This window comes from Geodermatophilus sp. SYSU D00879 (genome assembly GCF_054050375.1).
This window is the reverse complement of sequence record NZ_JBJGZF010000007.1, coordinates 73,261-99,636: the sequence shown is the minus strand read 5'-3', so window position 1 is coordinate 99,636 and position 26,376 is coordinate 73,261. Positions and strand designations below refer to the sequence as shown.

At 75.7% G+C, this 26,376-nt stretch carries 26 protein-coding genes, 2 tRNA genes and 1 other RNA gene; 16 read left to right on the top strand and 13 right to left on the bottom strand.

All coding sequences use genetic code 11. The annotated features are described in order from the left end of the window. The first annotated feature begins 7 nt into the window (after positions 1 to 7). From ACI79B_RS11545 to ACI79B_RS11535, 3 genes are read left to right on the top strand one after another with little or no spacing between them, the layout of a single operon-like run. Positions 8 to 673: a D-sedoheptulose-7-phosphate isomerase gene (locus ACI79B_RS11545; RefSeq protein ID WP_456928322.1), complete on the top strand. Its 666-nt coding sequence runs from the start codon at positions 8 to 10 to the stop codon at positions 671 to 673. Next, the gene (gene rfaE2, locus ACI79B_RS11540) at positions 670 to 2,037 is read left to right on the top strand and encodes a D-glycero-beta-D-manno-heptose 1-phosphate adenylyltransferase (protein ID WP_456928323.1); all 1,368 of its coding nucleotides are present in this window, start codon (positions 670 to 672) and stop codon (positions 2,035 to 2,037) included. The genes ACI79B_RS11545 and rfaE2 overlap by 4 nt, the downstream gene beginning before the upstream one ends. Continuing rightward, the gene (locus tag ACI79B_RS11535; protein WP_456928324.1) at positions 2,034 to 2,969 is read left to right on the top strand and encodes a glycosyltransferase family 9 protein; all 936 of its coding nucleotides are present in this window, start codon (positions 2,034 to 2,036) and stop codon (positions 2,967 to 2,969) included. The genes rfaE2 and ACI79B_RS11535 overlap by 4 nt, the downstream gene beginning before the upstream one ends. On the opposite strand, the gene ACI79B_RS11530 is transcribed toward ACI79B_RS11535, so the two are convergent. From ACI79B_RS11530 to ACI79B_RS11500, 7 genes are all read right to left on the bottom strand, one after another. After that, positions 2,960 to 4,573, bottom strand: a complete 1,614-nt coding sequence (locus ACI79B_RS11530) for a VWA domain-containing protein (protein ID WP_456928400.1) — start codon at positions 4,571 to 4,573, stop codon at positions 2,960 to 2,962. The two genes, ACI79B_RS11535 and ACI79B_RS11530, sit on opposite strands and share 10 nt — an antisense overlap. 150 nt (positions 4,574 to 4,723) lie before the next feature. Beyond that, on the bottom strand, positions 4,724 to 5,701 hold the full coding sequence (locus tag ACI79B_RS11525) for a UDP-glucuronic acid decarboxylase family protein (protein WP_456928325.1): 978 nt from the start codon (positions 5,699 to 5,701) through the stop codon (positions 4,724 to 4,726). 179 nt (positions 5,702 to 5,880) lie between these two features. Further along, the gene (locus ACI79B_RS11520) at positions 5,881 to 7,221 is read right to left on the bottom strand and encodes an ABC transporter substrate-binding protein (protein WP_456928326.1); all 1,341 of its coding nucleotides are present in this window, start codon (positions 7,219 to 7,221) and stop codon (positions 5,881 to 5,883) included. 127 nt (positions 7,222 to 7,348) lie between these two features. Next, complete coding sequence (locus ACI79B_RS11515; protein ID WP_456928327.1) at positions 7,349 to 8,512, bottom strand: branched-chain amino acid ABC transporter permease; 1,164 nt, start codon at positions 8,510 to 8,512, stop codon at positions 7,349 to 7,351. Positions 8,513 to 8,517: 5 nt separating this feature from the next. Next, positions 8,518 to 9,399, bottom strand: coding sequence for a branched-chain amino acid ABC transporter permease (locus ACI79B_RS11510; protein ID WP_456928328.1), 882 nt, complete (start codon positions 9,397 to 9,399; stop codon positions 8,518 to 8,520). Between the two features lie 38 nt (positions 9,400 to 9,437). Further along, on the bottom strand, positions 9,438 to 10,238 hold the full coding sequence (locus ACI79B_RS11505; RefSeq protein WP_456928329.1) for an ABC transporter ATP-binding protein: 801 nt from the start codon (positions 10,236 to 10,238) through the stop codon (positions 9,438 to 9,440). Then, a complete protein-coding gene (locus ACI79B_RS11500; RefSeq protein WP_456928330.1) occupies positions 10,231 to 11,112 on the bottom strand; it encodes an ABC transporter ATP-binding protein in 882 nt (293 codons plus the stop codon). The genes ACI79B_RS11505 and ACI79B_RS11500 overlap by 8 nt, the downstream gene beginning before the upstream one ends. Before the next feature lie 177 nt (positions 11,113 to 11,289). On the opposite strand from ACI79B_RS11500, the gene ACI79B_RS11495 reads away from it, so the two are divergent. Next, on the top strand, positions 11,290 to 12,525 hold the full coding sequence (locus tag ACI79B_RS11495) for a PucR family transcriptional regulator (RefSeq protein WP_456928331.1): 1,236 nt from the start codon (positions 11,290 to 11,292) through the stop codon (positions 12,523 to 12,525). Between the two features lie 20 nt (positions 12,526 to 12,545). Here ACI79B_RS11495 and ACI79B_RS11490 read toward each other — a convergent pair whose 3' ends face one another. From ACI79B_RS11490 to ACI79B_RS11480, 3 genes are read right to left on the bottom strand one after another with little or no spacing between them, the layout of a single operon-like run. After that, a complete protein-coding gene (locus tag ACI79B_RS11490; RefSeq protein WP_456928332.1) occupies positions 12,546 to 12,779 on the bottom strand; it encodes a DUF2630 family protein in 234 nt (77 codons plus the stop codon). A gap of 38 nt (positions 12,780 to 12,817) precedes the next feature. After that, positions 12,818 to 13,729, bottom strand: coding sequence for a prephenate dehydrogenase/arogenate dehydrogenase family protein (locus ACI79B_RS11485; protein WP_456928333.1), 912 nt, complete (start codon positions 13,727 to 13,729; stop codon positions 12,818 to 12,820). After that, positions 13,726 to 14,169 (bottom strand): PaaI family thioesterase, encoded by a 444-nt coding sequence (locus ACI79B_RS11480; protein WP_456928334.1) that lies wholly within the window; start codon positions 14,167 to 14,169, stop codon positions 13,726 to 13,728. Before ACI79B_RS11480 ends, ACI79B_RS11485 begins: the two co-directional genes overlap by 4 nt. Between ACI79B_RS11480 and ACI79B_RS11475 the strand changes: the two genes are divergently transcribed. The 5 genes from ACI79B_RS11475 to ACI79B_RS11455 all read left to right on the top strand — a co-directional run bounded on the left by ACI79B_RS11475 (position 14,168) and on the right by ACI79B_RS11455 (position 16,611). Further along, positions 14,168 to 14,875: an O-methyltransferase gene (locus ACI79B_RS11475; RefSeq protein ID WP_456928335.1), complete on the top strand. Its 708-nt coding sequence runs from the start codon at positions 14,168 to 14,170 to the stop codon at positions 14,873 to 14,875. The two genes, ACI79B_RS11480 and ACI79B_RS11475, sit on opposite strands and share 2 nt — an antisense overlap. Continuing rightward, entirely contained in the window at positions 14,872 to 15,375 is a 504-nt protein-coding gene (locus ACI79B_RS11470; RefSeq protein WP_456928336.1) for a tRNA adenosine deaminase-associated protein, read from the top strand. The genes ACI79B_RS11475 and ACI79B_RS11470 overlap by 4 nt, the downstream gene beginning before the upstream one ends. After that, positions 15,372 to 16,028, top strand: coding sequence for an HAD-IA family hydrolase (locus ACI79B_RS11465; RefSeq protein WP_456928337.1), 657 nt, complete (start codon positions 15,372 to 15,374; stop codon positions 16,026 to 16,028). Before ACI79B_RS11470 ends, ACI79B_RS11465 begins: the two co-directional genes overlap by 4 nt. Further along, positions 16,025 to 16,513, top strand: a complete 489-nt coding sequence (locus tag ACI79B_RS11460) for a nucleoside deaminase (RefSeq protein ID WP_456928338.1) — start codon at positions 16,025 to 16,027, stop codon at positions 16,511 to 16,513. The genes ACI79B_RS11465 and ACI79B_RS11460 overlap by 4 nt, the downstream gene beginning before the upstream one ends. 10 nt (positions 16,514 to 16,523) lie before the next feature. After that, positions 16,524 to 16,611 (top strand) — tRNA-Ser (locus ACI79B_RS11455). Between the two features lie 55 nt (positions 16,612 to 16,666). On the opposite strand, the gene ACI79B_RS11450 is transcribed toward ACI79B_RS11455, so the two are convergent. Both ACI79B_RS11450 and ACI79B_RS11445 read right to left on the bottom strand, forming a co-directional pair. Continuing rightward, entirely contained in the window at positions 16,667 to 18,346 is a 1,680-nt protein-coding gene (locus tag ACI79B_RS11450; RefSeq protein ID WP_456928339.1) for a protein kinase domain-containing protein, read from the bottom strand. 43 nt (positions 18,347 to 18,389) lie between these two features. Then, positions 18,390 to 18,737 (bottom strand): hypothetical protein, encoded by a 348-nt coding sequence (locus tag ACI79B_RS11445; RefSeq protein ID WP_456928340.1) that lies wholly within the window; start codon positions 18,735 to 18,737, stop codon positions 18,390 to 18,392. A 164-nt stretch (positions 18,738 to 18,901) separates the two neighbouring features. Between ACI79B_RS11445 and ACI79B_RS11440 the strand changes: the two genes are divergently transcribed. Then, a tRNA-Ser gene (locus ACI79B_RS11440) sits at positions 18,902 to 18,986 on the top strand. A 47-nt stretch (positions 18,987 to 19,033) separates the two neighbouring features. On the opposite strand, the gene ACI79B_RS11435 is transcribed toward ACI79B_RS11440, so the two are convergent. Beyond that, positions 19,034 to 19,975 carry a DMT family transporter gene (locus ACI79B_RS11435; protein ID WP_456928341.1) on the bottom strand — a complete coding sequence of 314 codons (942 nt, stop codon included), beginning with the start codon at positions 19,973 to 19,975 and terminating at the stop codon, positions 19,034 to 19,036. A gap of 190 nt (positions 19,976 to 20,165) precedes the next feature. On the opposite strand from ACI79B_RS11435, the gene ffs reads away from it, so the two are divergent. The 6 genes from ffs (at position 20,166) to ACI79B_RS11405 (ending at position 26,350) form a co-directional block, all read left to right on the top strand. Beyond that, an RNA gene (gene ffs, locus ACI79B_RS11430) (signal recognition particle sRNA small type) lies at positions 20,166 to 20,261 on the top strand. A gap of 97 nt (positions 20,262 to 20,358) precedes the next feature. Beyond that, positions 20,359 to 21,030 carry a YceI family protein gene (locus ACI79B_RS11425; protein WP_456928342.1) on the top strand — a complete coding sequence of 224 codons (672 nt, stop codon included), beginning with the start codon at positions 20,359 to 20,361 and terminating at the stop codon, positions 21,028 to 21,030. A 56-nt stretch (positions 21,031 to 21,086) separates the two neighbouring features. Continuing rightward, positions 21,087 to 23,414, top strand: coding sequence for a DNA polymerase III subunit gamma and tau (locus ACI79B_RS11420; protein WP_456928343.1), 2,328 nt, complete (start codon positions 21,087 to 21,089; stop codon positions 23,412 to 23,414). Positions 23,415 to 23,473: 59 nt separating this feature from the next. Next, a complete protein-coding gene (locus ACI79B_RS11415; protein WP_456928344.1) occupies positions 23,474 to 23,815 on the top strand; it encodes a YbaB/EbfC family nucleoid-associated protein in 342 nt (113 codons plus the stop codon). 36 nt (positions 23,816 to 23,851) lie between these two features. Further along, a complete protein-coding gene (gene recR, locus ACI79B_RS11410; RefSeq protein WP_387987503.1) occupies positions 23,852 to 24,451 on the top strand; it encodes a recombination mediator RecR in 600 nt (199 codons plus the stop codon). A 192-nt stretch (positions 24,452 to 24,643) separates the two neighbouring features. Further along, on the top strand, positions 24,644 to 26,350 hold the full coding sequence (locus tag ACI79B_RS11405) for an ABC transporter substrate-binding protein (protein ID WP_456928345.1): 1,707 nt from the start codon (positions 24,644 to 24,646) through the stop codon (positions 26,348 to 26,350). The last annotated feature ends 26 nt before the right edge of the window (positions 26,351 to 26,376 follow it).

Here is a 26,376-nt window from a genome sequence, read left to right as displayed (position 1 = left end):
TCGCCCCGTGAGTGTCGCTCCCCACTCGGCCGGCGAGGTCGTCTCGCCCGACTCCTGCACGCACCTCACCGGCCGCGACCACGTCGCGTCGCTGCACGCGGCGATGCGCAGCCTGGACGCCTCGGTCGACACCCTCGACCGCTGGGGCCGGCTGCTGGCCGACGTGCTGTGCGGGGAGTCCCGCGGGCGGCTGCTGGCGGCCGGCAACGGGGGGAGCGCCGCGCAGGCGCAGCACCTCACCGCCGAGCTGGTGGGCCGCTACCGCGCCGACCGGCCGCCGTTCTCCGCGATCTGCCTGACCGCGGAGACCTCCTCGCTCACCGCGATCGCCAACGACTACCCGGCCGACGAGCTGTTCGCCCGCCAGGTCGAGGCGCACGGCCGCGCCGGCGACGTCCTGGTGCTGCTGTCCACCTCCGGCCGCAGCCCGAACGCCGTCGCCGCCGCCCGCCGGGCCCGCGAGTGCGGCATCACCGTCCTGTCGATCACCGGCCCCGCGCCGAACCCGCTGGCCGCGGCGTCGGACGAGGTGGTCTGCATCGACTCCCCGTGGACGGCGACCGTGCAGGAGTGCCACCTGGTCGCGCTGCACCTGCTGTGCGCGGCCTTCGACGCCGCGGTGCTGGCCGAGCCCGCCCGGGTGCCGCAGAGCCGGCTCGGGGTGGCGCGGTGAAGCCGCTGGTGGTCGTCGGCGACGCGCTGCTCGACGTCGACCTGGTCGGCACCGCGTCCCGGCTGACGCCCGACGCGCCGGTGCCGGTGGTCGAGGACCTGGAGACCCGCGAGCGCCCGGGCGGCGCGTCGCTGGCCGCGGTGATCGCCGCCCAGGCCACGAACCGCGAGGTCGTGCTGGTCGCCCCGCTCGCCGACGACGACGGCGCGGCCCGGCTGCGCGCGCTGCTGGCCGGGCGGGTGCGGCTGATCGCCGTCCCCGCCACCGGCGGCACCGCGGTCAAGCGGCGGGTGCGCGTGGGCGACCACTCCGTCGTGCGCCTGGACAGCGGCGCGCCCACCGTCACCCTCGGCGAGCTGCCCGAGGAGGCGCGCGCGGCCGTCCGCGACGCCGCCGCGGTGCTGGTCGCCGACTACGGGCGCGGCACCACCGCCGACCCTGCCGTCCGGGCGCTGCTGGCCGAGGCCGGCGGTCCGGTCGTCTGGGACCCGCACCCGCGCGGCGCCGACCCGGTGCCGAGCGTCCGGCTGGTCACGCCCAACGGCTCCGAGGCCGCCCGCGTGGCCGCGGACGTGCCCGCCGACGGCGACGGCCTGGCCGCCGTCGGGGCGCGGGCCGAGGCGCTGATCCGGCACTGGGGCGTGGGCGCGGTCGTGGTGACCCTCGGCGCCCGCGGCGCCCTGCTGTCCTACGGCGAGGGCGCGCCGATGGTCGTCCCCGCCGTGCCGGTGACCGGCGGCGACCCGTGCGGCGCCGGCGACTCCTTCGCCGCCGCCGCCGCCCTGGCCCTCGCCGACGGCGCGGTGACCGGCGAGGCGGTGGCCGCGGCGGTCGCGTTCGCCGGCCGGTTCGTCGCCGCGGGCGGGGCCTCGGCGTGGGACGCCGCCACGGTGCCCGAGCCGAACGTGGCCGCCGAGGACGACGTGTCCGCCCTGCTCGCCCGGGTGCGTGCCACCGGCGGCACCGTGGTGGCCACCGGCGGCTGCTTCGACCTGCTGCACGCCGGGCACGTGGCCACGCTGCGCGCCGCCCGCGGGCTCGGCGACTGCCTGGTCGTGTGCATCAACTCCGACGACTCGGTGCGCCGGCTCAAGGGCCCCTCGCGGCCGCTGGTGACCGCCACCGACCGCGCGCGGGTGCTCGAGGCGCTGGCGTTCGTCGACGCCGTCGTGGTGTTCGACGAGGACACCCCCGCCGAGGTGCTCGACCGGCTGCGGCCGGACGTGTGGGCCAAGGGCGGCGACTACGCCGGCGCGGACCTGCCCGAGGCCGCGGTGCTGCGGCGGTGGGGCGGCCAGGCCGTCGTCCTGCCCTACCTGGACGGCCACTCGACCACCGCCCTGGTCGAGCGCTCCCGCGTGTGAGGGACGACCGCCCGGTCGCCGTCGTCCTGCGACCGCTGGGGCTCGGTGACCTGCTCACCGGCGTCCCGGCGATCCGCGCGGTGCGGGCGGCCGTGCCGGACCACCGGCTGGTCCTGGCGACGACGTCCGCGCTCGCGCCGCTGGCCGGCCTGGTCGACGCCGTCGACGAGGTGCTGCCGGCACGCGAGCTCGAGCCGCTGGACTGGCGCGGGCCGCCGCCGGAGCTCGCCGTCGACCTGCACGGCAAGGGGCCGGCGTCGCACGTCGTCGTCGCCGACCTGCGCCCGGCACGGCTGCTGACCTTCGCCAGCCCCGGCTACCCCGGGCCCACGTGGTACCCCGACGAGCACGAGGTCCGGCGCTGGTGCCGGCTGGTGTCGGAGGGGCTGGGGGTGGACGCCGACCCCGACGCGCTCGACCTCGCCGTCCCGCCCGTGCCCCCGGCGGTGCGCGGGGCGGCGCTGGTGCACCCGGGAGCGGCGTTCCCCGGCCGGCGCTGGCCGGCCGAGCGGTTCGCCGCGGTCGCCCGGTGGCTGGCCGACGCCGGGCACGACGTGCGGATCACCGGCGGCCCGGCCGAGCGCGAGCTGGCCTGCGCCGTCGCCCGTGCGGCCGGGCTGTCCGACGACGCGGTGCTCGCCGGGCGCACCTCCACCCTGGAGCTCGCCGCCACGGTCGCCGCGGCGCGGGTGGTGGTCAGCGGCGACACCGGCGTCGCGCACCTGGCCACCGCCTACCGCCGGCCGTCGGTGGTGCTGTTCGGCCCGGTGTCGCCGGCGCTGTGGGGACCGCCGCCGCGGCCACAGCACGTCGTGCTCTGGCACGGCGACGGCACCGGCGACCCCTGGGGCACCGAGCTGGACCCGGCCCTCGCGCAGATCACCGTCGGTGAGGTCACCGCCGCGCTGGAGCGGCTCGGCCCCTACCTCTGACGCAGCGCGTCGAAGAGGACGTCCTGCAGGTCGTTGGGGTCGACGGCGGAGTAGGCGGCGCCGCCGGTGGCCTGAGCGATCTGCTCGAGCGCCGCGACGTCGGCGTCCGGGCCGAGCGCGACCCCGATGACCTTGACGGGCCGCTGCGGGTCGGCCTCGTCCTGCAGCGTCTGCACCAGCTGGTCCAGCGCGATGCCCGACGAGTCCTCGTTGGTGCCGTCGGTGACCAGGACGACGCTGCTCACCGCGTTGGGGTCGTACTGCTCCTGCGCGGCGCGGACGGCGGCCAGCGCGGTGTCGAACAGGCCGGTGCCGCCGGGGGTGAGCCGCTCGGGGAGGGTGTCGAGCTGCTGGTCGAGCGCGTCGCGCTGCGTGCCGCCGTCGACCTCCTCGTCGAGGGTGCGGATCGGCGCGAGCTCCACCCAGTCCTGCTCGCCCTGCAGTTGGTAGGCGAACACCCACAGCCCGATCGACGAGGTGCCGGGGATGAGGGTCAGTGCGCTCTTGGCGGCGTCCCGGGCGAGCGTGGCGCGGGTGCCGTCGCCGGCGGGCGCCTCCATCGACTGGGACACGTCGATGACGGTGAGCAGCCGCGACGGCGCGGCGAGCCGGGCGAGCTCGGCCAGCAGGCCCTGCACCTGCTCGGCGTCGACCGCGAGCACCTCGGGCGCCTGCTCCTGCACGCCGGGGCCGGGGTCGGTCGGCGCGGTCCCGTCCGCGTCGCGGAAGCCGGCGGCGAGGACGGCGGTGCGCGCGGTCTCCGACGTCAGCGCCCGGACGACGGCGTCCACGGCGGCGCGGTCGTCGTCGCCGGGGGAGCCGACCCGCAGCACCGGGTAGTCCAGCTCCGGCGAGCCCTCGGCCGGGTAGACCGCGACCAGCTGGGGGTCCTCGGCGCCGCGGTTGACGCTGATGACCTCCTGCTCGCTCACCGGGACCAGCGGCGACCCGGGGTCGCCGGACTGCGCCGTGGCCAGGGCGTCGGCGGGGCTGACGGCCGGCCCGCGGCGGGCGGCCAGGACCGCCTGGACGACGGCGTTGTCCGCGGCGTCCCCACCGCCGAGGGACGAGCGGACGGCGGCCAGCGCGGCGACTCCCTCGGCGCTGGCGGCGAGGTCCGGGACGGCGACCGAGCGGGCCCCGGACAGCGCCTGGCTCCACTGCGGCGCCTGCGCGCTCCAGCCGAGCTCGTCGGCGGCGGCCCGGCTGGTGCCCAGCACGACCGGCGAGGTGGCCATGGAGCCGGACGGGTCCAGCGGCGCGTCGCCGGCCCGCACCGCCCAGAGCGAGCTGTCGGGTACCCAGACCTGGGGCAGCGCGGAGCCCTCGAGGGCGGAGAGGTCGCCGACGGTCTGCAGCGGCTCCTGAGCGGTGACCTCGGCCGCCGCGCACGCGCCGCCGCCGAGGTCCTGGGGCTCGGCGAGGAGCTCCTGGGCGACGTCGCCGAGCTCGGGGGCGACGGTCACCCGGACGGTGCGGGTGCTCTCGCACCCGTCGCTGCTGCCCGAGCCGGCCAGCCACCACACCACGCCGCCGGCGACGAGGGCCACGACGACCAGCGCCACGACCAACGCGACGGGTGCAGGTCGCTGCACACGGCGCATGGAACTGGTGTCGGCGTGGCGGCCCATCGATGTCTCTCCGTCAGTGTCCGGTTCCTCGGCGTGCCCCCTAGCCGCCTGCCCCAATGTAAACGTGAATCAGGACACGGAGGAGGGGCCCCGCGGAGAAGTGGCCCAGGACACCCGGCGGGCTCAGCCGGCCCGCAGTGCGGCGGCCTCCCGCTGCTCGGCGAACCAGGCCACCGTGCGACGCAGGCCCTCCTCGGAGGGGACCGTGGGCCGCCAGCCGAGCAGTTCCTCGGCCCGGCGGGTGTCGGGCCGGCGGACCTTCGGGTCGTCGACGGGCAGGTCGATGTACTCGATCCCCGACGACGACCCGGTGAGCTCGATGACCCACTGCGCCAGCCGCAGCATCGACAGCTCGTCGGGGTTGCCGATGTTCACCGGGCCGGGCTGGTCCGAGCAGGCCAGCGCGAGGATGCCGCGGACGGTGTCGTCGACGTAGCAGATCGAGCGGGTCTGCGAGCCGTCGCCGGCCACGGTCAGCGGCCGCCCGGCCAGCGCCTGGCCGACGAAGGCGGGGATGGCCCGGCCGTCGTCGGGGCGCATGCGGGGCCCGTAGGTGTTGAAGATCCGCACGATGGCGGTGTCGGTGCCCTTGGAGGTGCGGTAAGCGGTGGTCATCGCCTCGCTGAACCTCTTGGCCTCGTCGTAGACGCCGCGCGGGCCCACCGGGTTGACGTTGCCCCAGTACTCCTCGGGCTGGGGGTGCACCAGCGGGTCGCCGTAGACCTCCGAGGTGGAGGCCAGCACGTAGCGGGCGCCCTTCTCGTGCGCCAGGCCCAGGGTGTGCAGGGTGCCGAGGCTGCCGACCTTGAGCGTCTCGATCGGCATCCGCAGGTAGTCCAGGGGGCTCGCCGGCGAGGCGAAGTGCAGCACCAGGTCGACGGGGCCGGGGACGTGCACGAAATCGGTGACGTCGCAGCGCACCAGGCGGAAGCCGGGGTGCTCCATCAGGTGGAGGACGTTCTCGGGCGACCCGGTGAGGAAGTTGTCGAGGCACACGACCTCGACGCCGCGGTCGAGCAGGTGCTCGCACAGGTGGGAGCCGAGGAACCCGGCCCCGCCGGTCACCACCGCCCGCCGGATCGTCCGCGCCGCGTGCACCATGCCGTGCTCCTCGTCTCGCCGTCGTCCCCCCGGACAGGGGTCTGCGCGGAGCCCTACCCGGAGATCAACTGCCGACACTTCGGGAGCTGAGTGTTCTCGAGGAGTCCCCGGAACGGCGAACGGGCCGCCGACCCCCGGGAGGGGATCGACGGCCCGTCGCCGTTCAGCGGGTACTCACCTCAGTTGATCGGCTCCTCGTCCGGGATGCCGTTCTCCGGCGGGGTGGCGGCCTCGCCGTCGAACTCCTCGATCTCGGCGTCGCCGTTGTCGGTGACGAGCACGGGGGTCAGGTCCTCCGAGCCCTGGCCGACGATCCGGCTGACCGACATGCCGCTGTAGCCGGCGTGGCGGTCCTCCGAGAAGCGGAAGGGCGCGAAGCCCGGGCCCTCCCACTCGGAGCCGGCCTGCTCGACGGCGGCGACGAGATCGTCACGCGTCGGGTTCTGGCCGGCGGCCTGCAGGGCCTGCACCATCGTGTAGGCCTGCGACATGCCGTAGACCCGGTAGTTGCTGAGCTCGCCCTCCTGGCCGGACTCGTCCCAGACCCGCTGGAACAGCTGGATCCAGGGGTTGTCCGGCTGGTCGACCGTCGGGATGTACTCGGTGGTCAGGACGCCGTCGAGCAGGCTGGCGTCGCTCACCTGGCCCTCGGAGAAGCGGGCCAGCAGCGAGCCGACCAGCTGCGGGTCCGAGCCGATGTTCGAGTAGAACCACTGCGGCCGGTAGCCCAGCTGCAGCGCGGTCAGCTGCGACAGCGCGGTGTAGCTGGGCACGTTGAAGCCCAGGACGAGGTCCGCGCCGGCGGCCTGCAGGGCCGAGATCTGCGGACGGACGTCGGTGTTGCCGGGGACGTAGGTCTCCTCGGCGACGATCTGGTCCTCGAGGTACCGCCGGGCACCGGCGGCGCCGTCCTCGCCAAGGTCGTCGGCCTGCAGGAACAGGCCGACCTTGGCGTCGGGGTAGTTCTCGGCCACGTACTGGCCGATGATCTTGGCCTCGATCTCGTAGTCGGGCTGCCAGCCGAAGGTGTACGGCTTCTCCTCGACGTCGTCCCACAGCCGCGAGCCCGACGACACGAACAGGTCGGGCACGCCCTCGCTGTTGAGGAAGTCGGTGACCGCGTTGTGGGTCGGCGTGCCGAGGCCCGACATGAGCGCGAAGACCTCGTCCTCGAGGACGAGCTGGTTCACGACCTGGCTGGTGTTGGTCGGGTTGTAGGCGTCGTCCCGGTAGACGAACTCGATGTTGCGCCCGTTGACCCCGCCGTTGGCGTTGACGTAGTCGAAGTACGCCTGGACGCCGGTCGGGATCTCGCTGTAGCCGGGCGCCGCGACACCGGTCAACGGGTAGTGCGCACCCAGCTTGATCGTGTCCTCGGTGATGCCGACGTCCGAGGCCTCGTTCTCCTCGCTGCCGCCACCGCCGCCGCCACCGGAGTCCCCGCCGCCGCAGGCGGCCAGGGTGGTGGCGACGGTCGCCGCGGCCACGAAGCTGACGAGGCGTCGTGAGGATCGTGTCAAGGGTTCTCCTCTGGAGGGACCCGGGCGCCGTCGCCCGGGGGGCTGGTGGGGGGGTGGGGAAGCGGGGGTGGGGAAGGGGGGTGCGGCCGCTGGCCGGGGTGGGGGACAGCCGTCGGGTCCCGGCTGCTCACCCCTTGGCGCGGGCGGCGGTGCGCCGCGCGCGCTGCTTCATCCAGGCCAGCCGGATGGACCCGACCAGCCCCGCGGGGGCGAAGAGCATGACCAGGATGAGGATCACGCCGTAGACGACGTAGGAGATCTCGGCGGCCTGAGCGGCGTCCATGTCGAAGGACTCCCCGAGGTCGCGCAGGTAGCGCGGCAGGAAGACCAGCAGCGCCGAGCCGATCAGCGCGCCGAAGAGGCTGCCCAGACCGCCGATGACGATCGCGGTGAGCAGGGACAGCGACAGGACGATGGTGAACGCCGTCGGCGCGGTGAGCCGGACGACGAGGGCGAGCACCGCGCCGGCCAGGCCCGCGGCCGCGGCGCTGACGACGAACGCCGTCACCCGCCAGGCGCCCAGGTTGATGCCGGCCAGCTCGGCGGCGACCTCCTGGTCGCGCACCGCGCGCCACGTCCGCCCGACCCGGCTGCGCATGAGGTTGGCCAGCAGGAAGAAGGTGATCAGCAGGCAGGCGACCGCGATGTAGGCGATCCACTTCACGCCCGACGCCGAGTTGCCCGACAGGGTGCGGATCGTCTCGACGAACCAGTCCGGCCGGTCCGGGGTGGAGACCGTCAGGCCCTGCTCGCCGCCGAGGGTGTCGGAGAAGTACAGCGCCAGGCCGGGCAGGCCGACGGCGAGGGCGAGCGTCGCGCCGGCCAGGTAGGGGCCGTGCAGGCGGGCCGCGGCCACACCGACGATCGCGCCGACGATCGAGGTGAGCGCCACCGCGATGAGGAAGACCACGGCCAGCGGCAGCGGCTCCTCGGCGTCGAGCAGCAGGGCGGTGGTGTAGCCGCCCACGGCCATGAGCGCGCCGTGGCCGAGGGAGATCTGCCCGTTGAGGCCGGTCAGCACCGTCAGCCCGCCGGCCGCGATGGCGTAGTAGGCCACGTAGCCGATCTGGGCGTTGAAGCCGAGGTCGGTGGACTCGAGCAGCAGCACCGCGAGGACGGCGCCGATGACGAGCACCACCAGGTGCCGCAGCAGGGTGTTCCGCGGCAGGAACGTGCGGCCGCCGGTGGCCTGGGCCGAGCTCGCGTCGGCCGCGGCCGTCGCCAGTGACGGCGCGTCGGACGACGCGGCGCCGGCCTGCGGCGGGGATGCGGGGGTCTGCAGGTCGCTCATGCCGCTCACGCCCTCCGGGTCTGGGTGGTCGAGAAGAGGCCGCCGGGCCGCACGAGCAGGACGACCACGAGGACGACGAGGGCGGCCAGGCCGACGAGCTCGTCAGCGACGTAGCCGCGGACGTAGCTCAGCAGCAGGCCGAGCACCAGCCCGCCGACGACGGCGCCGACCGGCGAGTCCAGCCCGCCGAGCACCGCGGCGACGAAGCCGAACACGATCAGCGAGTCCATGAACGTCGGGGTGACGAAGGCGGTCTCGGCGGCGATGAGCATGCCGGCCAGCGAGCCGACGACGGCGGCCAGCGCCCACCCGAGGGTGAGCATCCTGCCGACCCGGACGCCGAGCAGCCGGGCGACCTCCTGGCCGAAGGCCGAGGCGCGCATGGCCAGGCCGACGCGCGTGAACCGGAACAGGGCGGTCAGGCCGGCCATGACCGCCAGCACCGCGAGGAGGGTGAACACGGTGTTGGGGCTCAGGGCCAGGTTCGAGTCCCCGACGGTGAAGCCGATGTTCGAGAACGGCGGGACGAAGGCCCGCTGGTTGACGCCGAAGAGGACCGAGATCAGCGCCTGGATCGCGATGAAGAGACCCAGGGTGACGATGACCGCGTTGAGCTCCGGCCCGCCCTCGACCGGGCGGATCACGACCCGCTCGACGACCGCGCCGATGAGCAGGCCGGCCAGCAGGGCGACGACGAGACCGACCCAGTAGGACTGGCCGTTCTCGATGAGGGCGAGGGCGATGAAGGTGGTGAGCGCGGCCATCGCGCCCTGCGCGAAGTTGACGATCCGGGTGGACCGCCAGATGAGCACGAGGGCCAGGGCGAACGCCGCGTAGACCGCTCCGTTGATCACCCCGCCGAGGGTGAGGTTGACGAACTCTCGCACGTGGGGGCTGCCTTCCTGGTGCTGCGGGGGAGCGGGGTCTAGAAGCCGAGGTAGGCGTGCCGGAGGTCCTCGTCGCCGGCGAGCCGGGCGGCGTCGTCGGTGACCACGACCCGGCCCAGGTTCAGCACGACGCCGGTGTCGGCCACCGACAGCGCGCTGCGCGCGTTCTGCTCGACCAGCAGCACCGAGAGGCCCTCGGTGTCGACCAGGTGGCGCACCAGGCCGAAGATCTGCGCGACGATCCGCGGGGCCAGGCCCAGGGACGGCTCGTCGAGCAGCAGGACCTTCGGCCGGGCCAGCAGCGCGCGGCCGATGACGAGCATCTGCCGCTCGCCGCCGGACAGCGTGTGCGCCGTCTGGTTGCGCCGCTCCCGGATCCGCGGGAAGAGGTCGTAGACGCGGTCGAACTCGTCCTGCGCGACCTTGCCGCGGAACAGCGAGCCGACCCGCAGGTTCTCCTCGACGGTGAGCTCGGCGATGACGCCGCGGCCCTCGGGCACGTGCGCCATGCCCTTGGTGACCATGGCCTCGACCGGGTCGCGGGTGACGTCCTCGCCGTTGAGGGTCACCCGGCCGGCGGTGGGCCGGACCAGGCCGCTGATCGTGCGCAGCAGCGTCGTCTTGCCCGCGCCGTTGGCCCCGAGCACCGCGGTGATCCGGCCCTGCTCGGCGCGCAGGGTCACGCCGTCGAGCGCCTTGACCGGGCCGTAGGAGGCCGACAGGCCCTCGACCTCGAGGACGGCGGTGGCGGTCGCCGCGCCGCCGGCGGGGGCCGCCGCGCCCTTGGTCAGGCCGGTCCCGGCGGTGCCCGCCGCCGTGCTGCCGTGCGCCTCAGCCACGGGTCGTCCCCCCGTCGGTCGCGGCCAGCTCGCTGGCGTCGGTCGTGTCGTCGACGGCGTCGCCGAGGTAGGCCTCGGTGACCGCCGGGTCGTTCTGCACCTGCTCCGGGGTGCCGGCGGCGATCAGCTGGCCGGAGTCCAGGACGGTGATCTGGTCGCACACCCGCATGACCAGGTCCATGTGGTGCTCGACCAGCAGGACGCTCATCCGGCCGCTCAGGTGCTGGATGAGCTCGCCCAGCTCGTGCATCTCGTCCTCGCTGAGGCCGGAGGCCGGCTCGTCGAGCAGCAGCAGCTCGGGCTCGGAGACCAGCGCGCGGGCCAGCGCCACGCGCTTCTGCACCGGGTACGGGAGGCTGCCGGGGTAGCGGCCGGCGTAGCCCTCGGCGTCGAGCTCGGTGAGGGCGGCCGTGGCCCGCTCGCGCAGCCGGGCGTCGTCCTTGTCGGAGGTCGGGATCGCGAACAGCGCGGAGAAGAAGCCGGCGCGGGCGTGCTTGTGCGCGCCGACCATCACGTTCTCGAGCACCGTCAGGCCGGGGAACAGGCCCACGCCCTGCAGGGTGCGGGCGATGCCGAGCTTCGCGAGCTGGTTCGGCCGCAGCCGCCGCAGCTCCTGGCCGCGCCACACGATCCGGCCCTCGGTGGCGCGGACCAGCCCGCAGGCCACGTTGAACATCGTCGTCTTGCCGGCGCCGTTGGGGCCGATGAGCCCGTGCACCTGACCCGGCTCGACGGTCAGCGACACGTCGGTGAGGGCCTTCACGCCGCCGAAGGCGACGCTGATCCCGGTCATCTCGAGCCGGGCGGTGGGCGATCGGTCCTGGTGCCGGGTGCTGCTGCCTGCGGTTTCCGGCGGCTGCGCCAAGGTGCCCACGTCTCCTCTGCGTCGGGGAGGTCGCCGCGCTGCCGACCGCCGCCCGAGGGGCGACGATTGGGTCACGGCTACGTCCGTTTGACTCTGCTGGCCGGTGAGGACCGTCACAATGGGCGCACCGCACAGTGATCGGTGGCACGTGTTGTGCTCTGTGCGATGAACACAGGAGGTGAGCGCGTGCGGACTGCCCCCTGGGGTGTGGAGGAGCGCCTCGCCGAACTGGTCCCGGCGCTGCTGGACCGGCTCGACGAGCTGACCGACCGGATGGTGGAGGTCCTGGTCGAGACCGAGCCCGCCTACCGGGAGGCCCTGGTCGGGGGCGACCAGCAGATGCGCGCGACGCTGCGGCGCAACCTCGAGGTCGGCGTCCGCGGCCTGCGGCCCGACGTCCCCGCGGCCTACCACCAGAGCCACGCGGAGGGGGCCCGCGCCGTCGGCCGGCTGCGGGCCGCGCAGGGCATCCCGCTGGAGGCCGTGCTGCGCGCCTACCGGCTCGGCGGCCAGATCACCTGGGAGGCGCTGGTCGCGCTGTCCCGCCAGGGCGACCGGCACGACGACGGGCTGCTGCTCGAGGTCGCGGGCTCGCTGTGGCGCACCAACGACCGGGGCTGCAGCGCCGCCGCGGAGGGCTACCGGGACGAGGAGCGGCGCCGCTCGGGGCTCGACGCCGCCGAGCGCCAGCGGCTGCTCGACGGGCTGCTCGACGGCCGCGGCGGCGACCCGGCCTACGCCCGCACCGCCGCCGACCTGCTGTCGGTCCCGCTGGCCGGCCGGCTGGTGGTCGTCGTCGCGCCGGCCGGCGAGGAGGGGGACGCGTTCCTCGACCCGACGTCGGCGCTGCTCAAGCGTGGCATCCGCTCGGCGTGGGCCCGCCGGTCGCAGGCCGCGGTCGGCGTGGTGGCGATGGGGACCCGCCGGCTGCCGGAGCTGCTGGCCTGGCTCGGCGCCGTGGCCACCGGGCCGGTCGGGGTGTCCTCCGTCGTCGAGGGCGCGGCGGCCGTGGCCGGCGCCTACCGGCTGGCCGAGACCGCCGCGCGCACCCTGCCCGAGGACGCCGCCCGGGTGGTCACCATCGACGACCGGCTGCCCGAGGCGCTGCTGAGCAACTCCCCGGAGATCGCCTCGCGGCTGGTCGGCCAGACCCTCGGCCGGCTGCTCGAGCTGCCCGGCGACGAGCGCGAGGTGCTGCTGGAGACGCTGTCGGCCTTCCTCGACGCCGACGGCTCACCGACGCGCGCGGCCGACCTCCTGTACTGCCACCGCAACACGGTCATGCACCGGCTGCGGCGGATCGAGTCGGTGACCGGCCGCAAGCTCACCGACCCGCGGGCCCGGCTGCTGTGGCAGCTGGCCCTGCTGGGCACCGGCCACCACGACGCCGGGCACCGCCGGCCGGTCCGCGACTCCGCCTGAGCAGCGGGGCCGCCTCCCCGCTACTGCAGGTAGCCCTCGACCTCGGACCTCGGGCGCACCTCGGCGGTGTCCGGGTCCTCGTCGTACTGCCGCTTGGCGTCCCGCTGGCGGACCAGGTCCCAGAGCTGGTCCCGCTCCTCCTCGACCTGACGGAGCCGGGTGCGCTGCTCGGCGGTGTGGTCCCCGCTCTCGCGGAGCCGGTGCTCCTCCTCGACCAGTGCGTCGATGCGGCTGCGGATCTCGCTGTCGTCCATGCCCGCCACTCTGCCCGAGGTCCCGCCGGCGTAACCGGTCAGCGCTCGGGGACCCAGCCCTCGACGAACGCGGCCAGCCGCCGGGTCACCGCGCCGCCGGCCCGGCCCAGCGCCAGCAGCGCCACCCGGTCCAGCGGGACGCGGACCGGCCGGCGCCCGGGGACCACGGTGCGCACCGCGTGCCCGGCGGCGACCAGCTCCGGCCACGGGCGGTCCAGCTGCGCGCGCACCCGCGCCAGCGCGGCCGCCGTCGGCCCGGCGTTGCCCTCGACCATCGCGGTGACGAACGCCGGGTCGCTGCCGACCACCCGGGTGCCGTCGCGGAAGCTGCCGGCCGCCAGCGCGAGCGCCAGCGGGCCCGCCTCACCCGCGGCGGCGGCGAGCGCGGCGGCGAGCAGGTGCGGCACGTGGCTGACCGCGGCGACGGCGTCGTCGTGCTCGGCGGCGGTCACCGGCACCACCTCGGCGCCGGCGTCGAGGGCCACCTCGGCGGCGCGCAGCCAGCGCGGCAGCTCGGTCCCCGGCTCCAGGCACAGCGCCCAGCGCGCGCCGCGGAACAGGCCGGGGTCGGTCGCCCCGTGCCCGGACCGCTCGGTCCCGGCCATCGGGTGCCCGCCGACGAACCGGCCGCCGAGCGCCGCCCCCACCGAGGCGAGCACGGGGACCTTCACCGAGCCGAGGTCGGTGACGGTGGCGGCGGGGTCGACGTCGAGGCCGTCGAGGGCCGTGGCCGTCGCCGGCAGGGGGACGGCGAGGACGACGACGCCGCCGAGCTCGCGGGTGACCCGCACGCCCCGGGCGGCGGCCGCCTCGCGCGCGGCCGGGTCGACGTCCCACCCGGACACCTCGCGGCCGGCGGCGACCAGCGCGGCCGCCAGGGACCCGCCCAGCTGCCCCAGGCCCACCACCCCGACCGGCGGCGCCGGCATCGTCGGCACCGGGAGGCTCATGCCGGCGCCCCCCAGGGCCGGTCGGTGCGGAAGACGCGGGCGAGCGCGGTGGCCACCAGCCGCCCGTCCTCCCCGCGGGCGTCGATCCGGTAGACGGCGGTGCGGCCGCCGCGGTGCAGCTCGCTGCCCTCGGCCACCAGCCGCTCCCCGGGCCGGCCCGCGACCAGGAACTCGGTGTGCACGTCCTGCGCGACGGCCACCGTGCCGTGGCTGTTGCCCACCGCCGCGTGGACGACGTCGAGCAGCGCCATCGTCGCACCGCCGTGCGCGGTGCCGACGGCGTTGAGCAGCCGCGGGCCGACGGTCATGGCCGCCCGCGCGTACCCCGGCCGCACCTCCTCGAGCTCGATGCCGAGCAGTTCCGCGAGCGGGTCGGCGGCCAGCTGCGCGAACAGCGCGGCGTCGACCTCGGCTCCGTCGGAGGGGGCGGGATCGGCCATGATCAGAGGCTATGCCGCACTCCCCGCGCTCCCGGCCTCCGGCATGACCCCGCGGTCGTTCCTCCTGTCGCAGGAGGTGTCGGACTACGTGCGGGCCAGCTCCGAGCCCCTGGACGAGGTGGCCGCCGCGCTGGTCGCCGAGACCGCCGCGCTGGCCGACCGGGGCGAGGTCCCGGCCACCTTCCAGATCGCCGTCGAGCAGGGCGTGCTCATGCAGCTGCTCACCGCCGCGCTCGGCGTCCGGCGGGCGGTCGAGATCGGCACCTTCACCGGGTTCTCCGCCCTGTGCACCGCCCGCGGCCTGGCCGAGGGCGGCTCGCTGCTGTGCCTGGACCGCAGCGAGGAGTGGACGGCGATCGCCCGCCGGTACTGGGAGCGGGCCGGCGTCGCCGACCGGGTGGAGCTGCGGTTGGGGGAGGCGCTGGACCTGCTGCGCGCGGTGCCCGCCGAGCCGGTGTTCGACCTGGCCTTCGTCGACGCGGACAAGGGCGGCTACCCCGCGTACGTCGAGGAGCTGCACCCGCGGATGCGGCCCGGCGGTGTCGTGCTGCTGGACAACACCCTGCGCAACGGCCGCGTGCTGGCGCCCGAGAACGACGAGGACCGCGTGCTGGCCGACCTCAACGCCGCGCTGGCCACCGACCCCCGCTTCGAGACCGTGCTGCTGCCGCTGGCCGACGGCCTGACCGTGCTGCGGGTCCGGTGAGCGCCCCGGAGACGGCCGCCCCGCCGAGCTGGGCGGTGCGGGTCGCCCGCCGCGGCGGCCGCTGGCGGGTGGAGCTGCTGGCCGCCGACGCCTCCGACGAGCTGCCGGTCCTCGAGCGGGCGCTGGGGGAGCCCGGTGCGGAGGAGTGGCCGGGGCCGTTCGTCGTCGTCGTCGACTCGCGGCTGTACTTCGTCGTGCTCCGGCACGGCCCCGGGGGCATGGTGCGGGCACTGATCTCGGACGCGACCATGCAGGAGTGGGTGCTCGGCGCCGAGGTGGTCGAGCGCTACGGGATCGCCGTCGACGAGGACGGCGCCTTCGACGACGACGAGACCGGATGGCCGGGAGGGGACCTGGACGTGTTCGCCGACGACGGACTGCCCGCCGACGAGCTGCGGCCGATCGTGACCGCCGACGACCTGTGGGCCGACGAGATGGTCGCGCGGATCGCCACCCGGCTGGGCTTCGCCGACGAGCTGGCCGCGGCGGTGCGGGCATGAGCGCGACCGCGACCGCCGTCGTGTTCGACCTCGGCGGGGTCATCACCGAGAGCCCGATGCTCGCCTTCGCCGCCTACGAGGCCGAGGCCGGCCTGCCCGAGGGCCTGATCCGCCGGCTCAACAGCACCGACCCCGACACCAACGCCTGGGCCCGGTACGAGCGCAACGAGCTCGACGTCGAGGGGTTCGTCGACACCTTCGAGGCCGAGGCGCTGGCCGCCGGCCACCGGGTGGACGCCCGGCGGGTGCTGGCCGCGCTGTCCGGGGAGGTCCGCCCGCAGATGGTGGAGGCGGTGCGGACGCTGCGGGCCGCGGGCCTGCCGCTGGGGATGCTGTCGAACAACGTCGCGCCGATGGAGCGCACCGGGCGGCTGGCCGAGCTGCTGGACCTCTTCGACGCCGTCGTCGAGTCCTCGGTCGAGGGCGTGCGCAAGCCCGAGCCGGAGATCTACCGGCGGGCGCTGGCCCGGCTGAACGAGGCCACCGGCCGCGAGCTCGCCTTCTCCGACTGCGCCTACCTCGACGACCTGGGCATCAACCTCAAGCCGGCCCGGGCGCTGGGCATGCACACGATCAAGGTCGCCGACCCCGCGACCGCGCTCGCCGAGCTGTCCGCGCTGGTCGGCCTCCCGCTGGCCGGCGCCCGGACGTGACCGCTCCCGCCGGCGTCCTGCCCGACGACGTCGTCGACGCGGCGATGGTCCGCGCGCTGCAGCTCGCCGTCGCCGCGCAGGAGTGGGGCGACACCCCGATCGGCGCCGTCGTCCTGGGACCGGACGGCGCGGTGCTCGCCGAGGCGGCCAACGAGCGCGAGAAGCGGGGTGACCCCACGGCGCACGCCGAGGTGCTCGCGCTGCGCGCCGCGGCCGCGGTGCACGGCGACGGCTGGCGGCTGACCGGCGCGACGCTCGTCGTCACGCTGGAGCCGTGCACGATGTGCGCCGGCGCGGGCGTGCTGGCCCGGGTGGCGCGCGTCGTCTACGGCGCCGACGACCCCAAGGCCGGTGCCGCCGGGTCGCTGTGGGACGTGGTCCGGGACCGCCGGCTCAACCACCGGCCGCTGGTCACCGGCGGGGTCCGGGCCGAGGAGAGCGCGACACTCCTACGTGCGTTCTTCCGCCGGAAGCGGGCCCTGTAGTCTCTTCGGCGGTGGCGTGTCCGAGCGGCCGAAGGAGCACGCCTCGAAAGCGTGTGAGGTGCAAGCCTCCGTGGGTTCAAATCCCACCGCCACCGCCAGCAGGATCCGACGGCGGCGCCCCGCGAGGGGGCGCCGCCGTCGTCGTCTCCCGGGTCAGGCCACGACGTCGAGGTCGACCAGCAGCTCCCCGTCGTCCCCGCGGACGAACGTCACCGCGTGCGTCTCCACCACGCGCTCGCCGTCCCGCACGAACTCCACCCGGCTGGTCGCGGTGAGCCCGTCGTCCCGCTCGTCGACGTCCCGGACGTCGACGAGCGACACCTCGTCCCAGCGGCCGAAGAAGTCGCGGTAGTAGTCGAAGCTCGCCCGCGACCGCAGGCTCGGCCCGGTCATCGCGTACGCGCTCTCGGGGTCGCCGGGCAGGTACTCGTAGTACTGCTCGAGGGTCTGCCGCGCCTCGCCCTCCGCGTCCGACGCGGGCTCGGCCTCGTCCGCCGGCGTGGTCTCCGCCGGCTCCGGGGTGGGCTCCCCGGCCGGCTCCCCGGCGGACCCGGTCGCCGTCTCCGGCGCCGGGGTCGGCTCCGTGCCCGGCGACGTCGGGTCCGCCGTGCTCTGCGCTGCGGGGTCGGCCGACGGGCTCCCGCCGTCGCCGCGCACGGCCAGCCAGGTGGCCAGCGACGCGGCCAGCACGACGAGCAGGACCAGCGCGGCCACCAGCAGCGGGCGGCGGCGCCGGCGCCGGGCCCCGACGGTCGGCCCGGTCCGGGGCGGCCCGGGACGGGCGGCGGGCCCCGGCGCCGGGCGGTCGGCGGGCTCCGGCCCCGAGGTCGGCGGGCCGGTGGGGGCGGCCGCGGGCTGGACGGCGGTCGGCGGGTCCGCGCGGACCGCCGGGTCGGTCGGGGGCACCGGCGCCGCCACCGCGGCGGTCCGGTCCCGGTCGCGGGAGGACCGCAGGTCGGTGCGGGCCAGGAGCACCGTCGTCGTGTCGCCGTCGCGGCCGGCGGCCAGCTTGGCGAGCACGTCGCGGACCTCGGTCATCACCGGCCGGTCGGCGGGGTCGCGGGCGAGCATCCGCAGCAGCGGCCGCTCCAGCGACCCGGCGCGGGCGGGCGGGCGGATCTCCCCGCCGGCGACCCGGTGCAGCAGGCGCAGCGCGTTGTCGTCCATGCCGAACGGGGGCTGACCCTCCACGCAGGTGTAGAGGGTGGCCCCCAGGGAGAAGACGTCGCTGGCCGGTGTCATCCCGGCGCCCTGCGCGACCTCGGGGGCGAGGAAGGCCGGCGTCCCCGTGATCTGGCCGGTCTGGGTGAGCGTGACGTCGCCGCTGGCGTGCGAGATGCCGAAGTCGGTGATCTTGACCAGGCCCTCGACCCGGTCGCCCCGCCCGATGAGCACGTTGGCGGGCTTGACGTCGCGGTGGACGATCCCGGCCGCGTGGACGGCGGCCAGCGCGTCGGCCAGCTGGGCGCCGACCTGCGCCACCTGGTCGGTGCGCAGCGGCCCGTCCTCGGCCAGCACCACGGCCAGGCTGCGGGAGGGCAGGTACTCCATGACCAGCCACGGGACGCCCTTCTCGAGCGCCACGTCGTAGACGGAGATGGCGTGCGGGTGGGTGAGCCGCGCGGCGATCCGGCCCTCGCGCAGCGCCCGCTGGAGGTGGTGGTCGGTGGTCTCCGGGTCGGCGCCGGCCGGCAGGAGCACCTGCTTGACCGCCACCCGGCGGTCGAGGAGCTCGTCGCGCCCCAGCCACACCGCACCCATGCCGCCGCCGCCGATCCGCTCCAGGAGGCGGTAGCGGCCGGCCACCAGGCGGCCGGGGACGGTGGAGGTCACGGGCGGCTCCTACCCCGGAGGCGGGCGCCCGGCACGGGCCGGTTCAGACCGTGCTGGGGACGCCGTAGCGGCGCGCGTACTCCTCCTGCGCCCCCTCGGGCAGGACGTCGTAGAGCTCGCCCAGCTGCTCGACCGCGTCGGGCGCCAGGTCGTCGAACAGCCGGACCCACGTCGGCGGCTCGTCGTAGCCGCGGGTCAGCAGCAGCTCCCACGCCTGGGCCTGGCGGTCGCGCTTGCTGCGCTCGGCGGCGAACTCCGACAGGTAGCGGTCCTTGGCGGCCGCCTTCTCCTCCGCGGTCGCCGAGGGCGGCAGTCCCGCCGGGTCGGCTCCGTGCAGGACGGCGACGATGGCCTCCACGACCTCCGGTCGGACCTGATCCGGCTCGCTCATCCGTCCTGCCTCCTCGGTTCCCCCGTGCGGCCCCGTGTGGTGCCCGTGCGGTGTGCGACCGGTCCAGCCTGCCCCGTGCCGCCCCCGCGGACCACCCGGGGCGGCGCGCCCGTGCCGGGGCGGCGGCTGACCCGCGGCCCGGCGCCCGGTACGATCGGCGCACTGGAGGATTCGCCTAGTGGCCTATGGCGCTCGCTTGGAAAGCGGGTTGGGGGCAACCCCTCGGGAGTTCGAATCTCCCATCCTCCGCACGGACACGACGGGCCCCCGGCTGACGGCCGGGGGCCCGTCGCGGTCTACGCCCCGGCCACCGGCTCCGGCGCCCGGCGCAGCCGGCGGACGTAGAGCCCGGCGACGGCGGCGAGCAGCAGCAGGCCGCCCGCGACGGCGGCCGGGGCCAGCCGCTCCCCGAGGAACGCGGTGGCCAGGACGGTCGCGGTGAGCGGCTCGAGCAGCGTGACGATCGAGGCCACCGCCCCGGGCACCGTCCGCACGCCGGTGAAGAACAGGCCGTAGGCCAGCGCGCTGGGCACCAGCCCCAGGTAGAGCAGCACCGCCAGCGCTGCGCCGTCGGTGGGCACCGACAGGCCCTCGGCCAGGACCACCGGGGTCAGCAGCAGCGTGCCTCCGGCGAAGCCGGCCAGGGTGACCGGGACGCCGGCCGGCACGCCGCCACCGGCCAGCGTGACGACGGCGTAGCCGAGCGCCGAGCCGCTGGCCGCGAGGGCGCCGAGCAGCACCGTCGTCCCGGTGTCCGCGCCGGCGGAGACGCCGACCAGCAGGGTGAGCCCGACCAGGGCGACCGTCAGCGCGACGACCGTCGCCCGGTCCGGCCGGCCGTGACCGAGCAGCGTGCCGCCGACGGCGATGAGCAGCGGCGCGAGGCCGAGGGCGACGAGCGTGGCGATGCTCACACCCGCCCGCTCGACCGCGCTGAAGTAGGCGAGCTGGTAGGCGCCCAGCCCGGCGCCGACGAGGGCGAGCCGGACGGCGACCGGCCGGGTCACCGGGACCGCCGTGGTGCGGCGGCGGGCGGTCGCGAGCCAGGCGACCGCGAGGGCGGCGGCGCCGATCGCGAGGCGGTACCAGGCGATGTCGAGGGCGGACAGGTCGCTGCGGTCGCCGATCAGCCGGCCGGACAGGCCGGCCGTGCCCCAGCACAGCGAGGCGAGGACGACGAGGAGGAACCCGCGACTCGCCGCGGGGGAGGAGAGGGCGGGGGAGGACAGGGTGGACACGACGCTCCTGGGCGCTGGTTCCGGACGGGGGACCGGGTCCGGAGCACGGCGCAGCGGCGGACGGCGGGGGTGCCGGCCGCGCGGGTCAGCCCGCGGTGCTCCGGGTCAGGAGCGGGGCGGGGGCAGGACGAGGGCGCGCCGGGGTGCCATGGACCGTGAGGCTAGCGGGCGGCGTCCTCTACAGTGGTGTGCAGACCCCTCGTGTGGCGTCACCCCGTGAACCTCCCCAGGGCCGGAAGGCAGCAAGGATAAGCGGGCTCTGGCGGGTGCGCGGGGGGTCCCTCTCTTCCCGGGCACGGATCCCCCCTCGCACGGCGCGGCTCACAGCCGGCTCCCAGGTCGGTGCGCCAGCATCCCCGATCCGTCGAGGAGAGGAGCTCGTCATGGCCCGTCGCCGTCGCGCGTGGTGGATCGTCGGGGGACTGGTCGCGGTCCTCGCCCTCGGCCTGGGCGTCGGCCCGCTGGTCTACGCCGCGCTCGAGGAGGACGCCGCCGCGGCGCCGACCGTGCAGGCGCAGCCCTCCGACGTCGAGCTCGCCGCCGACACCGACGGGACCTGGACGGTCGCCCCGGGCTCCTCGGCCGGCTACCGGGTCGACGAGGTGCTCAACGGGGCCGACGTGACGGTCGCCGGCACCACCGACCGCGTCACCGGCTCGGTGGTCGTGCAGGGCGGGGACATCGCCTCGGCCGAGGTCACCGTCGACGTCGCGAGCATCACCACCGACCGCAGCCAGCGGGACGGCTACTTCCGCGACGAGGTCATGGACGTCGGCACGTACCCGACGGCGACGTTCACCGTCCGCGGGCCCGTGGACCTGCCCGAGCTCGGCGGCACCCCGGTGACCGTGCCGGTGACCGGCGACCTCACTCTGCGCGGCACGACCCGCCCGGTGCAGACCGACCTGTCCGTCGTCCGCACCGCCGGCGGGGTCGAGGTCTCCGGCGCCGTCCCGGTCGTGTTCGCGGACTTCGGCGTCTCGGCGCCGAACCTCGGCTTCGTCCGCGTCGAGGACCGCGGCCAGGTCGAGTTCCTGCTGAAGCTGACGCTGTGACACGGAAGGCGTCCGGCTGCTCCCGGGACGTCGTCCCCGCCACGTAACCTCGCCGCGTGGCTCTGGCGCTCTACCGGAAGTACCGCCCGGCGACCTTCGCCGAGGTGGTCGGCCAGGAGCACGTGACCACCCCGCTGGTCAACGCCGTCGACGGCGGGCGGATCAACCACGCCTACCTGTTCAGCGGCCCGCGCGGCTGCGGCAAGACGTCGTCGGCGCGGATCCTCGCCCGCTCGCTCAACTGCGAGCAGGGGCCGACGTCGACCCCGTGCGGGGTGTGCGCGTCCTGCGTCGCGCTGGCGCCCGACGGTCCGGGCTCGCTCGACGTCATCGAGATCGACGCGGCCAGCCACGGCGGTGTCGACGACGCCCGCGACCTGCGGGAACGTGCCTTCTTCGCGCCGGTGAACAGCCGCTACAAGGTCTACATCGTCGACGAGGCGCACATGGTCACCACGCAGGGCTTCAACGCCCTGCTCAAGGTGGTCGAGGAGCCGCCGGAGTTCCTGGTCTTCGTCTTCGCGACGACCGAGCCGGACAAGGTGCTGCCGACGATCCGCTCGCGCACCCACCACTACCCGTTCCGCCTGGTGCCGCCGACGACGCTGCGCGGCCTGCTGGAGAAGACGTGCGCCGCCGAGGGCGTGCAGGTCGAGCCCACGGTGTTCCCGCTGGTCGTGCGGGCCGGCGGCGGCTCGGTGCGCGACTCGCTGTCGATCCTCGACCAGCTGCTGGCCGGCGCCGGGCCCGAGGGCGTCACCTACGCCGGCGCCGTCGGGCTGCTCGGCGTCACCGACGACGCGCTGCTCGACGAGGCCGTCGACGCGCTGGCCGCGCAGGACGCCCCCGGTGTCTTCCGGGCCGTCGACCGCGTGGTCGAGGCCGGGCACGACCCGCGCCGCTTCGCCACCGACCTGCTCGACCGGCTGCGCGACCTCATCGTGCTCGACGCCGTGCCCGACGCCGGCGCCAACGCCCTGCTCGACTGCCCGCCCGACCGGCTGGACCTGATGGTGCAGCAGGCCAAGGCGCTGGGGTCGGCGACGCTGTCCCGGCTGGCCGACACCGTGCACGCCGGGCTGACCGAGATGCGCGGCACCACCGCGCCGCGGCTGCTGCTGGAGCTGGTCTGCGCGCGGATGCTGCTGCCGGCCACCGACGACACCGCCGCGGGCGCCCTGCAGCGGCTCGAGCGCCTCGAGCGCCGGCTGGCGATCGGCGGCGTGCCGGAGGCCGGTGCCGCGTCCGCGTCCGTGACACCGGCACCGGCACCGGCGCCCGCCCGCGAGGCCGCGCGGCCCGCGCCGGTCCGCGAGGAGCCGGCGCCGGCCGAGCGCGGCGGCCCGCCGCGGCGCGAGTACGTCCGCCCCTCCCAGCGCGCCGCGCAGCCCCCGGCCGCGCCCGGGCCGACCGCGTCCGCGGCACCTCCGGCCGCGCCGCCCGCGGCTCCGCCCGCCCCCGCGGCCGCGGGCCCGCTGCCGGGCCCGGCGCCCGCCGCGGCGTCCCCCGCGGCCGCCGACGACGACTGGCCCGAGACCCGGGCGCCCGGCGCCGGTGCCCCGGGCCCCGCACCGGCCGCCGCGTCCGCCTCCGCGGCGGCGGCCGACGACTGGCCCGAGACCACGCCGCCCGGCTCGGCGCCCGCCCCGGCCGGCCCCCGGCCCGGCGTGCGGGTCGCCACCGGTGAGCCCGACGTCCCGCTGCCGCCCGAGCCGACCGACGACGAGGACTGGCCGCACCCGGCCCAGCCCGCCGCCGCGCGCGCCGCGGCCGCCCGGGTGGCCGAGCCGCGCCCGCCGGCGGCGCCGCCGCGGGCCGCCGCCGAGTCCGCGCCCGCCCCGCGCGGCGGGGAGCCGACCCCGGTGGTGTCCGCGAACCCGCCCGCCGACCAGGCCGCGGCCGGGGACGCCGGCGAGGGCGGGCTCGGCACCGGCGACGTCCGCCGGGTGTGGCCCGAGCTGCTCGCCGTCGTCAAGCGGCACAAGCGCACCACCGAGGCGCTGCTCAAGAACGCGCAGGTGCACGAGGTGCGCAACGGCGTGCTCACGCTGTCGACGTCGTCGCCGGCGCTGGCCCGCCGGATCGGCGACGACCTCAACAAGGACGTGCTGCGCGAGGCGCTCAACGAGCTGCTCGGCGTGCGCTGGAAGGTCGAGGCGGTCGTCGAGGGCGCGACCCGCGGCTCCGGCCCGGCCGGCCCGTCCCCGGAGGCCGCGCGCGAGGCGGCCCGGGCGGCGGAGGCGGCCGAGGCGCGCGAGCTCATGGCGCAGCGGGCGGCCGAGGGCGACGACCCCACCGCCGACCGCGGGCCCTCACTCGACCCGGAGCAGGCCGCGCTCGCGCTGCTGCGCGCCCAGCTGGGCGCCCAGCCGCTGGAGGGCTGAGCGCGCCGGTCCCGGCCGCCGTCCCCCCGGATGTCGGACCGGCGGCCTACCCTCGGGTCATGTTCCCCGGTGGTGGCCAGCCCGACCTGTCGGCGATCCTGCAGCAGGCCCAGCAGATGCAGCAGGCGCTGGCCGCCGCGCAGGAACAGCTGGCGAACGAGGAGGTCACCGGCTCGGCCGGCGGCGGCCTGGTCACGGCCACGATGAGCGGCGACGGCGAGCTGCGGTCGGTCACCATCGCGCCGTCGGCCGTCGACCCCGACGACGTGGAGACCCTGCAGGACCTCGTCGTCGCCGCCGTCCGCGACGCCTCGCGCCTGGCGAGCGAGCTGACCGCCGACCGCATGGGCCCGCTGGCCGGCGGTCTCGGCGGCGGCTTCCCCGGGCTGCCCGGCGCCTGACCGGCCCGTCCGCACCACTCTTCCCCTAGGAGCACCGTGTACGAGGGGGCCGTCCAGGACCTCATCGACGAGCTCGGCCGCCTGCCCGGCGTCGGGCCCAAGAGCGCGCAGCGCATCGCCTTCCACCTGCTCGCCGCCGAGTCCGCCGACGTCGGCCGGCTCGTCGCCGCGCTGCAGCGCGTGCAGGCCGAGGTCCGCTTCTGCGTGACCTGCTACAACGTCGCCGAGGGCGAGCAGTGCCGGATCTGCAAGGACCCGCGCCGCTCCGACGACGTCATCTGCGTGGTCGAGGAGCCCAAGGACGTCGTCGCCATCGAGCGCACGCGCGAGTTCCGCGGCCGCTACCACGTCCTCGGCGGCGCGATCAGCCCGATCGAGGGCGTCGGCCCCGACGACCTGCGGGTCAAGGAGCTCATGACCCGGCTCATGGACGGCACCGTCACCGAGCTGATCATCGCCACCGACCCCAACCTCGAGGGGGAGGCCACCGCGGCCTACCTGGCCCGGCTGGTCGGCCCGCTGGGCCTCACCGTCTCGCGCCTGGCCAGCGGGCTCCCGGTCGGCGGCGACCTCGAGTACGCCGACGAGATCACCCTGGGCCGCGCGTTCGAGGGCCGCCGCCGCATCGACGCCTAGCACCTGCGCCCCCGACGGTCACAGGCGCCGTCCAGCGAGGTCACAGGATGGTGTCGATGGGAGCCGACGGCTCGGGAAGCGCTCCCCGGGAGACCTAGGGTCCGACGCACGTCCGTGCGGTTCTTCCACCGCGCGGCCGCCCAGCGTCGAACTCATCCGGCCCACCGGGGTCGAGAAGGCAGGTCTTCCGCGATGCAGCGTCGACCACAGCGTGCGCTGGCCGCCTCGGCGGCCGTGCTCACCGCAGTGACCCTGGCCGCCTGTGCCTCCAGTGACCGGGACTCCGGGTCCGGCGGGGAGGGTGGCGAGGCCCAGTCCGGCGGCACCCTCGTCTTCGGCGCGGCCGGTGACCCGGACGTGCTCGACCCCGCCTTCTCCAGCGACGGCGAGACCTTCCGGATCGCCCGGCAGATCTACGAGGGCCTCCTGGGCAACGAGATCGGCGGCACCGAGCCGGTGCCCGCGCTGGCCGAGGACTGGGAGGTCAGCGAGGACGGCCTCGAGTACACGTTCTCCCTGCGAGAGGGCGTGACGTTCCACGACGGCACCGACTTCAACGCCGAGGCGGTCTGCTTCAACTTCGACCGCTGGTACAACTTCGAGGGCCTGGCCAGCAGCCCCGCCGCCTCGTACTACTACCAGGCGGTCTTCGGCGGCTTCGCCAGCACGCCCGACACCCCGAGCATCTACGAGAGCTGCGAGGCCACCGACGAGTCCACCGCGGTGGTCCGGCTCACCCAGGTGACGTCGAAGTTCCCGTCGGCGCTGGCCCTCCCGTCCTTCTCCATGCAGAGCCCCACGGCCCTGCAGCAGTACGACGCGGACAACCTCTCCGGCAGCGAGGACGCGCTCACCTTCCCCGAGTACGCCCTCGAGCACCCGACCGGCACCGGTCCGTTCAAGTTCGAGAGCTGGGACCGCGGCAACGGCGAGGTGACCATCGTCCGCAACGAGGACTACTGGGGCGAGCCGGCCCTCCTCGACGAGATCATCTTCCGCACCATCCCGGACGGGAACACCCGCCGCCAGGAGCTGCAGGCCGGGTCGATCGACGGCTACGACCTCGTCGCGCCGGGCGACTACCAGACGCTGGAGGACGAGGGCTTCCAGGTCCTGGTCCGCGACCCGTTCAACATCCTGTACCTGGGCTTCAACGGCGGGAACGTGCCCGGCACCTCCGCCAACCCGGCACTGCAGAACCCGCAGGTGCGGCAGGCGATCGCGCACGCGATCGACCGCGAGACGATCGTGAACTCGCTGCTGCCCGAGGGCGCCGAGGTGGCCACCCAGTTCATGCCGCCGACCGTCGAGGGCTGGGCCGAGGACGTCACCACCTACGACTACGACCCCGACCGCGCCCGCCAGCTGCTGCAGGAGGCCGGCGCCGAGGGGACGACGCTGCGGTTCTACTACCCGACCGAGGTCAGCCGGCCCTACCTGCCGGACCCGGCCGCGCTGTTCCAGGTGATCAACCAGAACCTGATCGACGCCGGGTTCACCATCGAGCCGGTGGCGCTGCCGTGGAACCCGGACTACCTGGACGCGGTCCAGGCCGGTCAGGCCGACATCCACCTGCTCGGGTGGACCGGTGACTACAACGACGCCTACAACTTCATCGGCACGTTCTTCGCCGAGCAGGCGAACGGCCAGGCGTCGGCGGAGTTCGGGGCGTTCAGCAACCCGGAGATCTTCGCGGCCCTCGCCCAGGCCGACGCCGAGCCCGACGTGGCGGCCCGCACCGAGCAGTACCAGGAGGCCAACCGTCTGATCATGGACTACCTGCCCGGTGTCCCGATCTCGCACTCGCCGCCGGCCCTGGTGGTCGCGGAGAACGTGCAGGGGCTGGAGCCCAGTCCGATCAGCGATGAGGACTTCTCCACGGTGTCGCTCAGCGACTGACCCGCAGTGCCGGCCGCGCCGGGGCA

Bases quoted from the DNA above. Each gene is read 5' to 3' on its own strand.
- ACI79B_RS11530 (WP_456928400.1), bottom strand. From the start codon at position 4,573: ATGCGCCGTGTGCAGCGACCTGCACCCGTCGCGTTGGTCGTGGCGCTG.
- ACI79B_RS11525 (WP_456928325.1), bottom strand. From the start codon at position 5,701: ATGGTGCACGCGGCGCGGACGATCCGGCGGGCGGTGGTGACCGGCGGG.
- ACI79B_RS11515 (WP_456928327.1), bottom strand. From the start codon at position 8,512: ATGAGCGACCTGCAGACCCCCGCATCCCCGCCGCAGGCCGGCGCCGCG.
- ACI79B_RS11490 (WP_456928332.1), bottom strand. From the start codon at position 12,779: ATGGACGACAGCGAGATCCGCAGCCGCATCGACGCACTGGTCGAGGAG.
- ACI79B_RS11485 (WP_456928333.1), bottom strand. From the start codon at position 13,729: ATGAGCCTCCCGGTGCCGACGATGCCGGCGCCGCCGGTCGGGGTGGTG.
- ACI79B_RS11475 (WP_456928335.1), top strand. From the start codon at position 14,168: ATGATCAGAGGCTATGCCGCACTCCCCGCGCTCCCGGCCTCCGGCATG.
- ACI79B_RS11480 (WP_456928334.1), bottom strand. From the start codon at position 14,169: ATGGCCGATCCCGCCCCCTCCGACGGAGCCGAGGTCGACGCCGCGCTG.
- ACI79B_RS11465 (WP_456928337.1), top strand. From the start codon at position 15,372: ATGAGCGCGACCGCGACCGCCGTCGTGTTCGACCTCGGCGGGGTCATC.
- ACI79B_RS11445 (WP_456928340.1), bottom strand. From the start codon at position 18,737: ATGAGCGAGCCGGATCAGGTCCGACCGGAGGTCGTGGAGGCCATCGTC.
- ACI79B_RS11425 (WP_456928342.1), top strand. From the start codon at position 20,359: ATGGCCCGTCGCCGTCGCGCGTGGTGGATCGTCGGGGGACTGGTCGCG.
- ACI79B_RS11415 (WP_456928344.1), top strand. From the start codon at position 23,474: ATGTTCCCCGGTGGTGGCCAGCCCGACCTGTCGGCGATCCTGCAGCAG.
- ACI79B_RS11405 (WP_456928345.1), top strand. From the start codon at position 24,644: ATGCAGCGTCGACCACAGCGTGCGCTGGCCGCCTCGGCGGCCGTGCTC.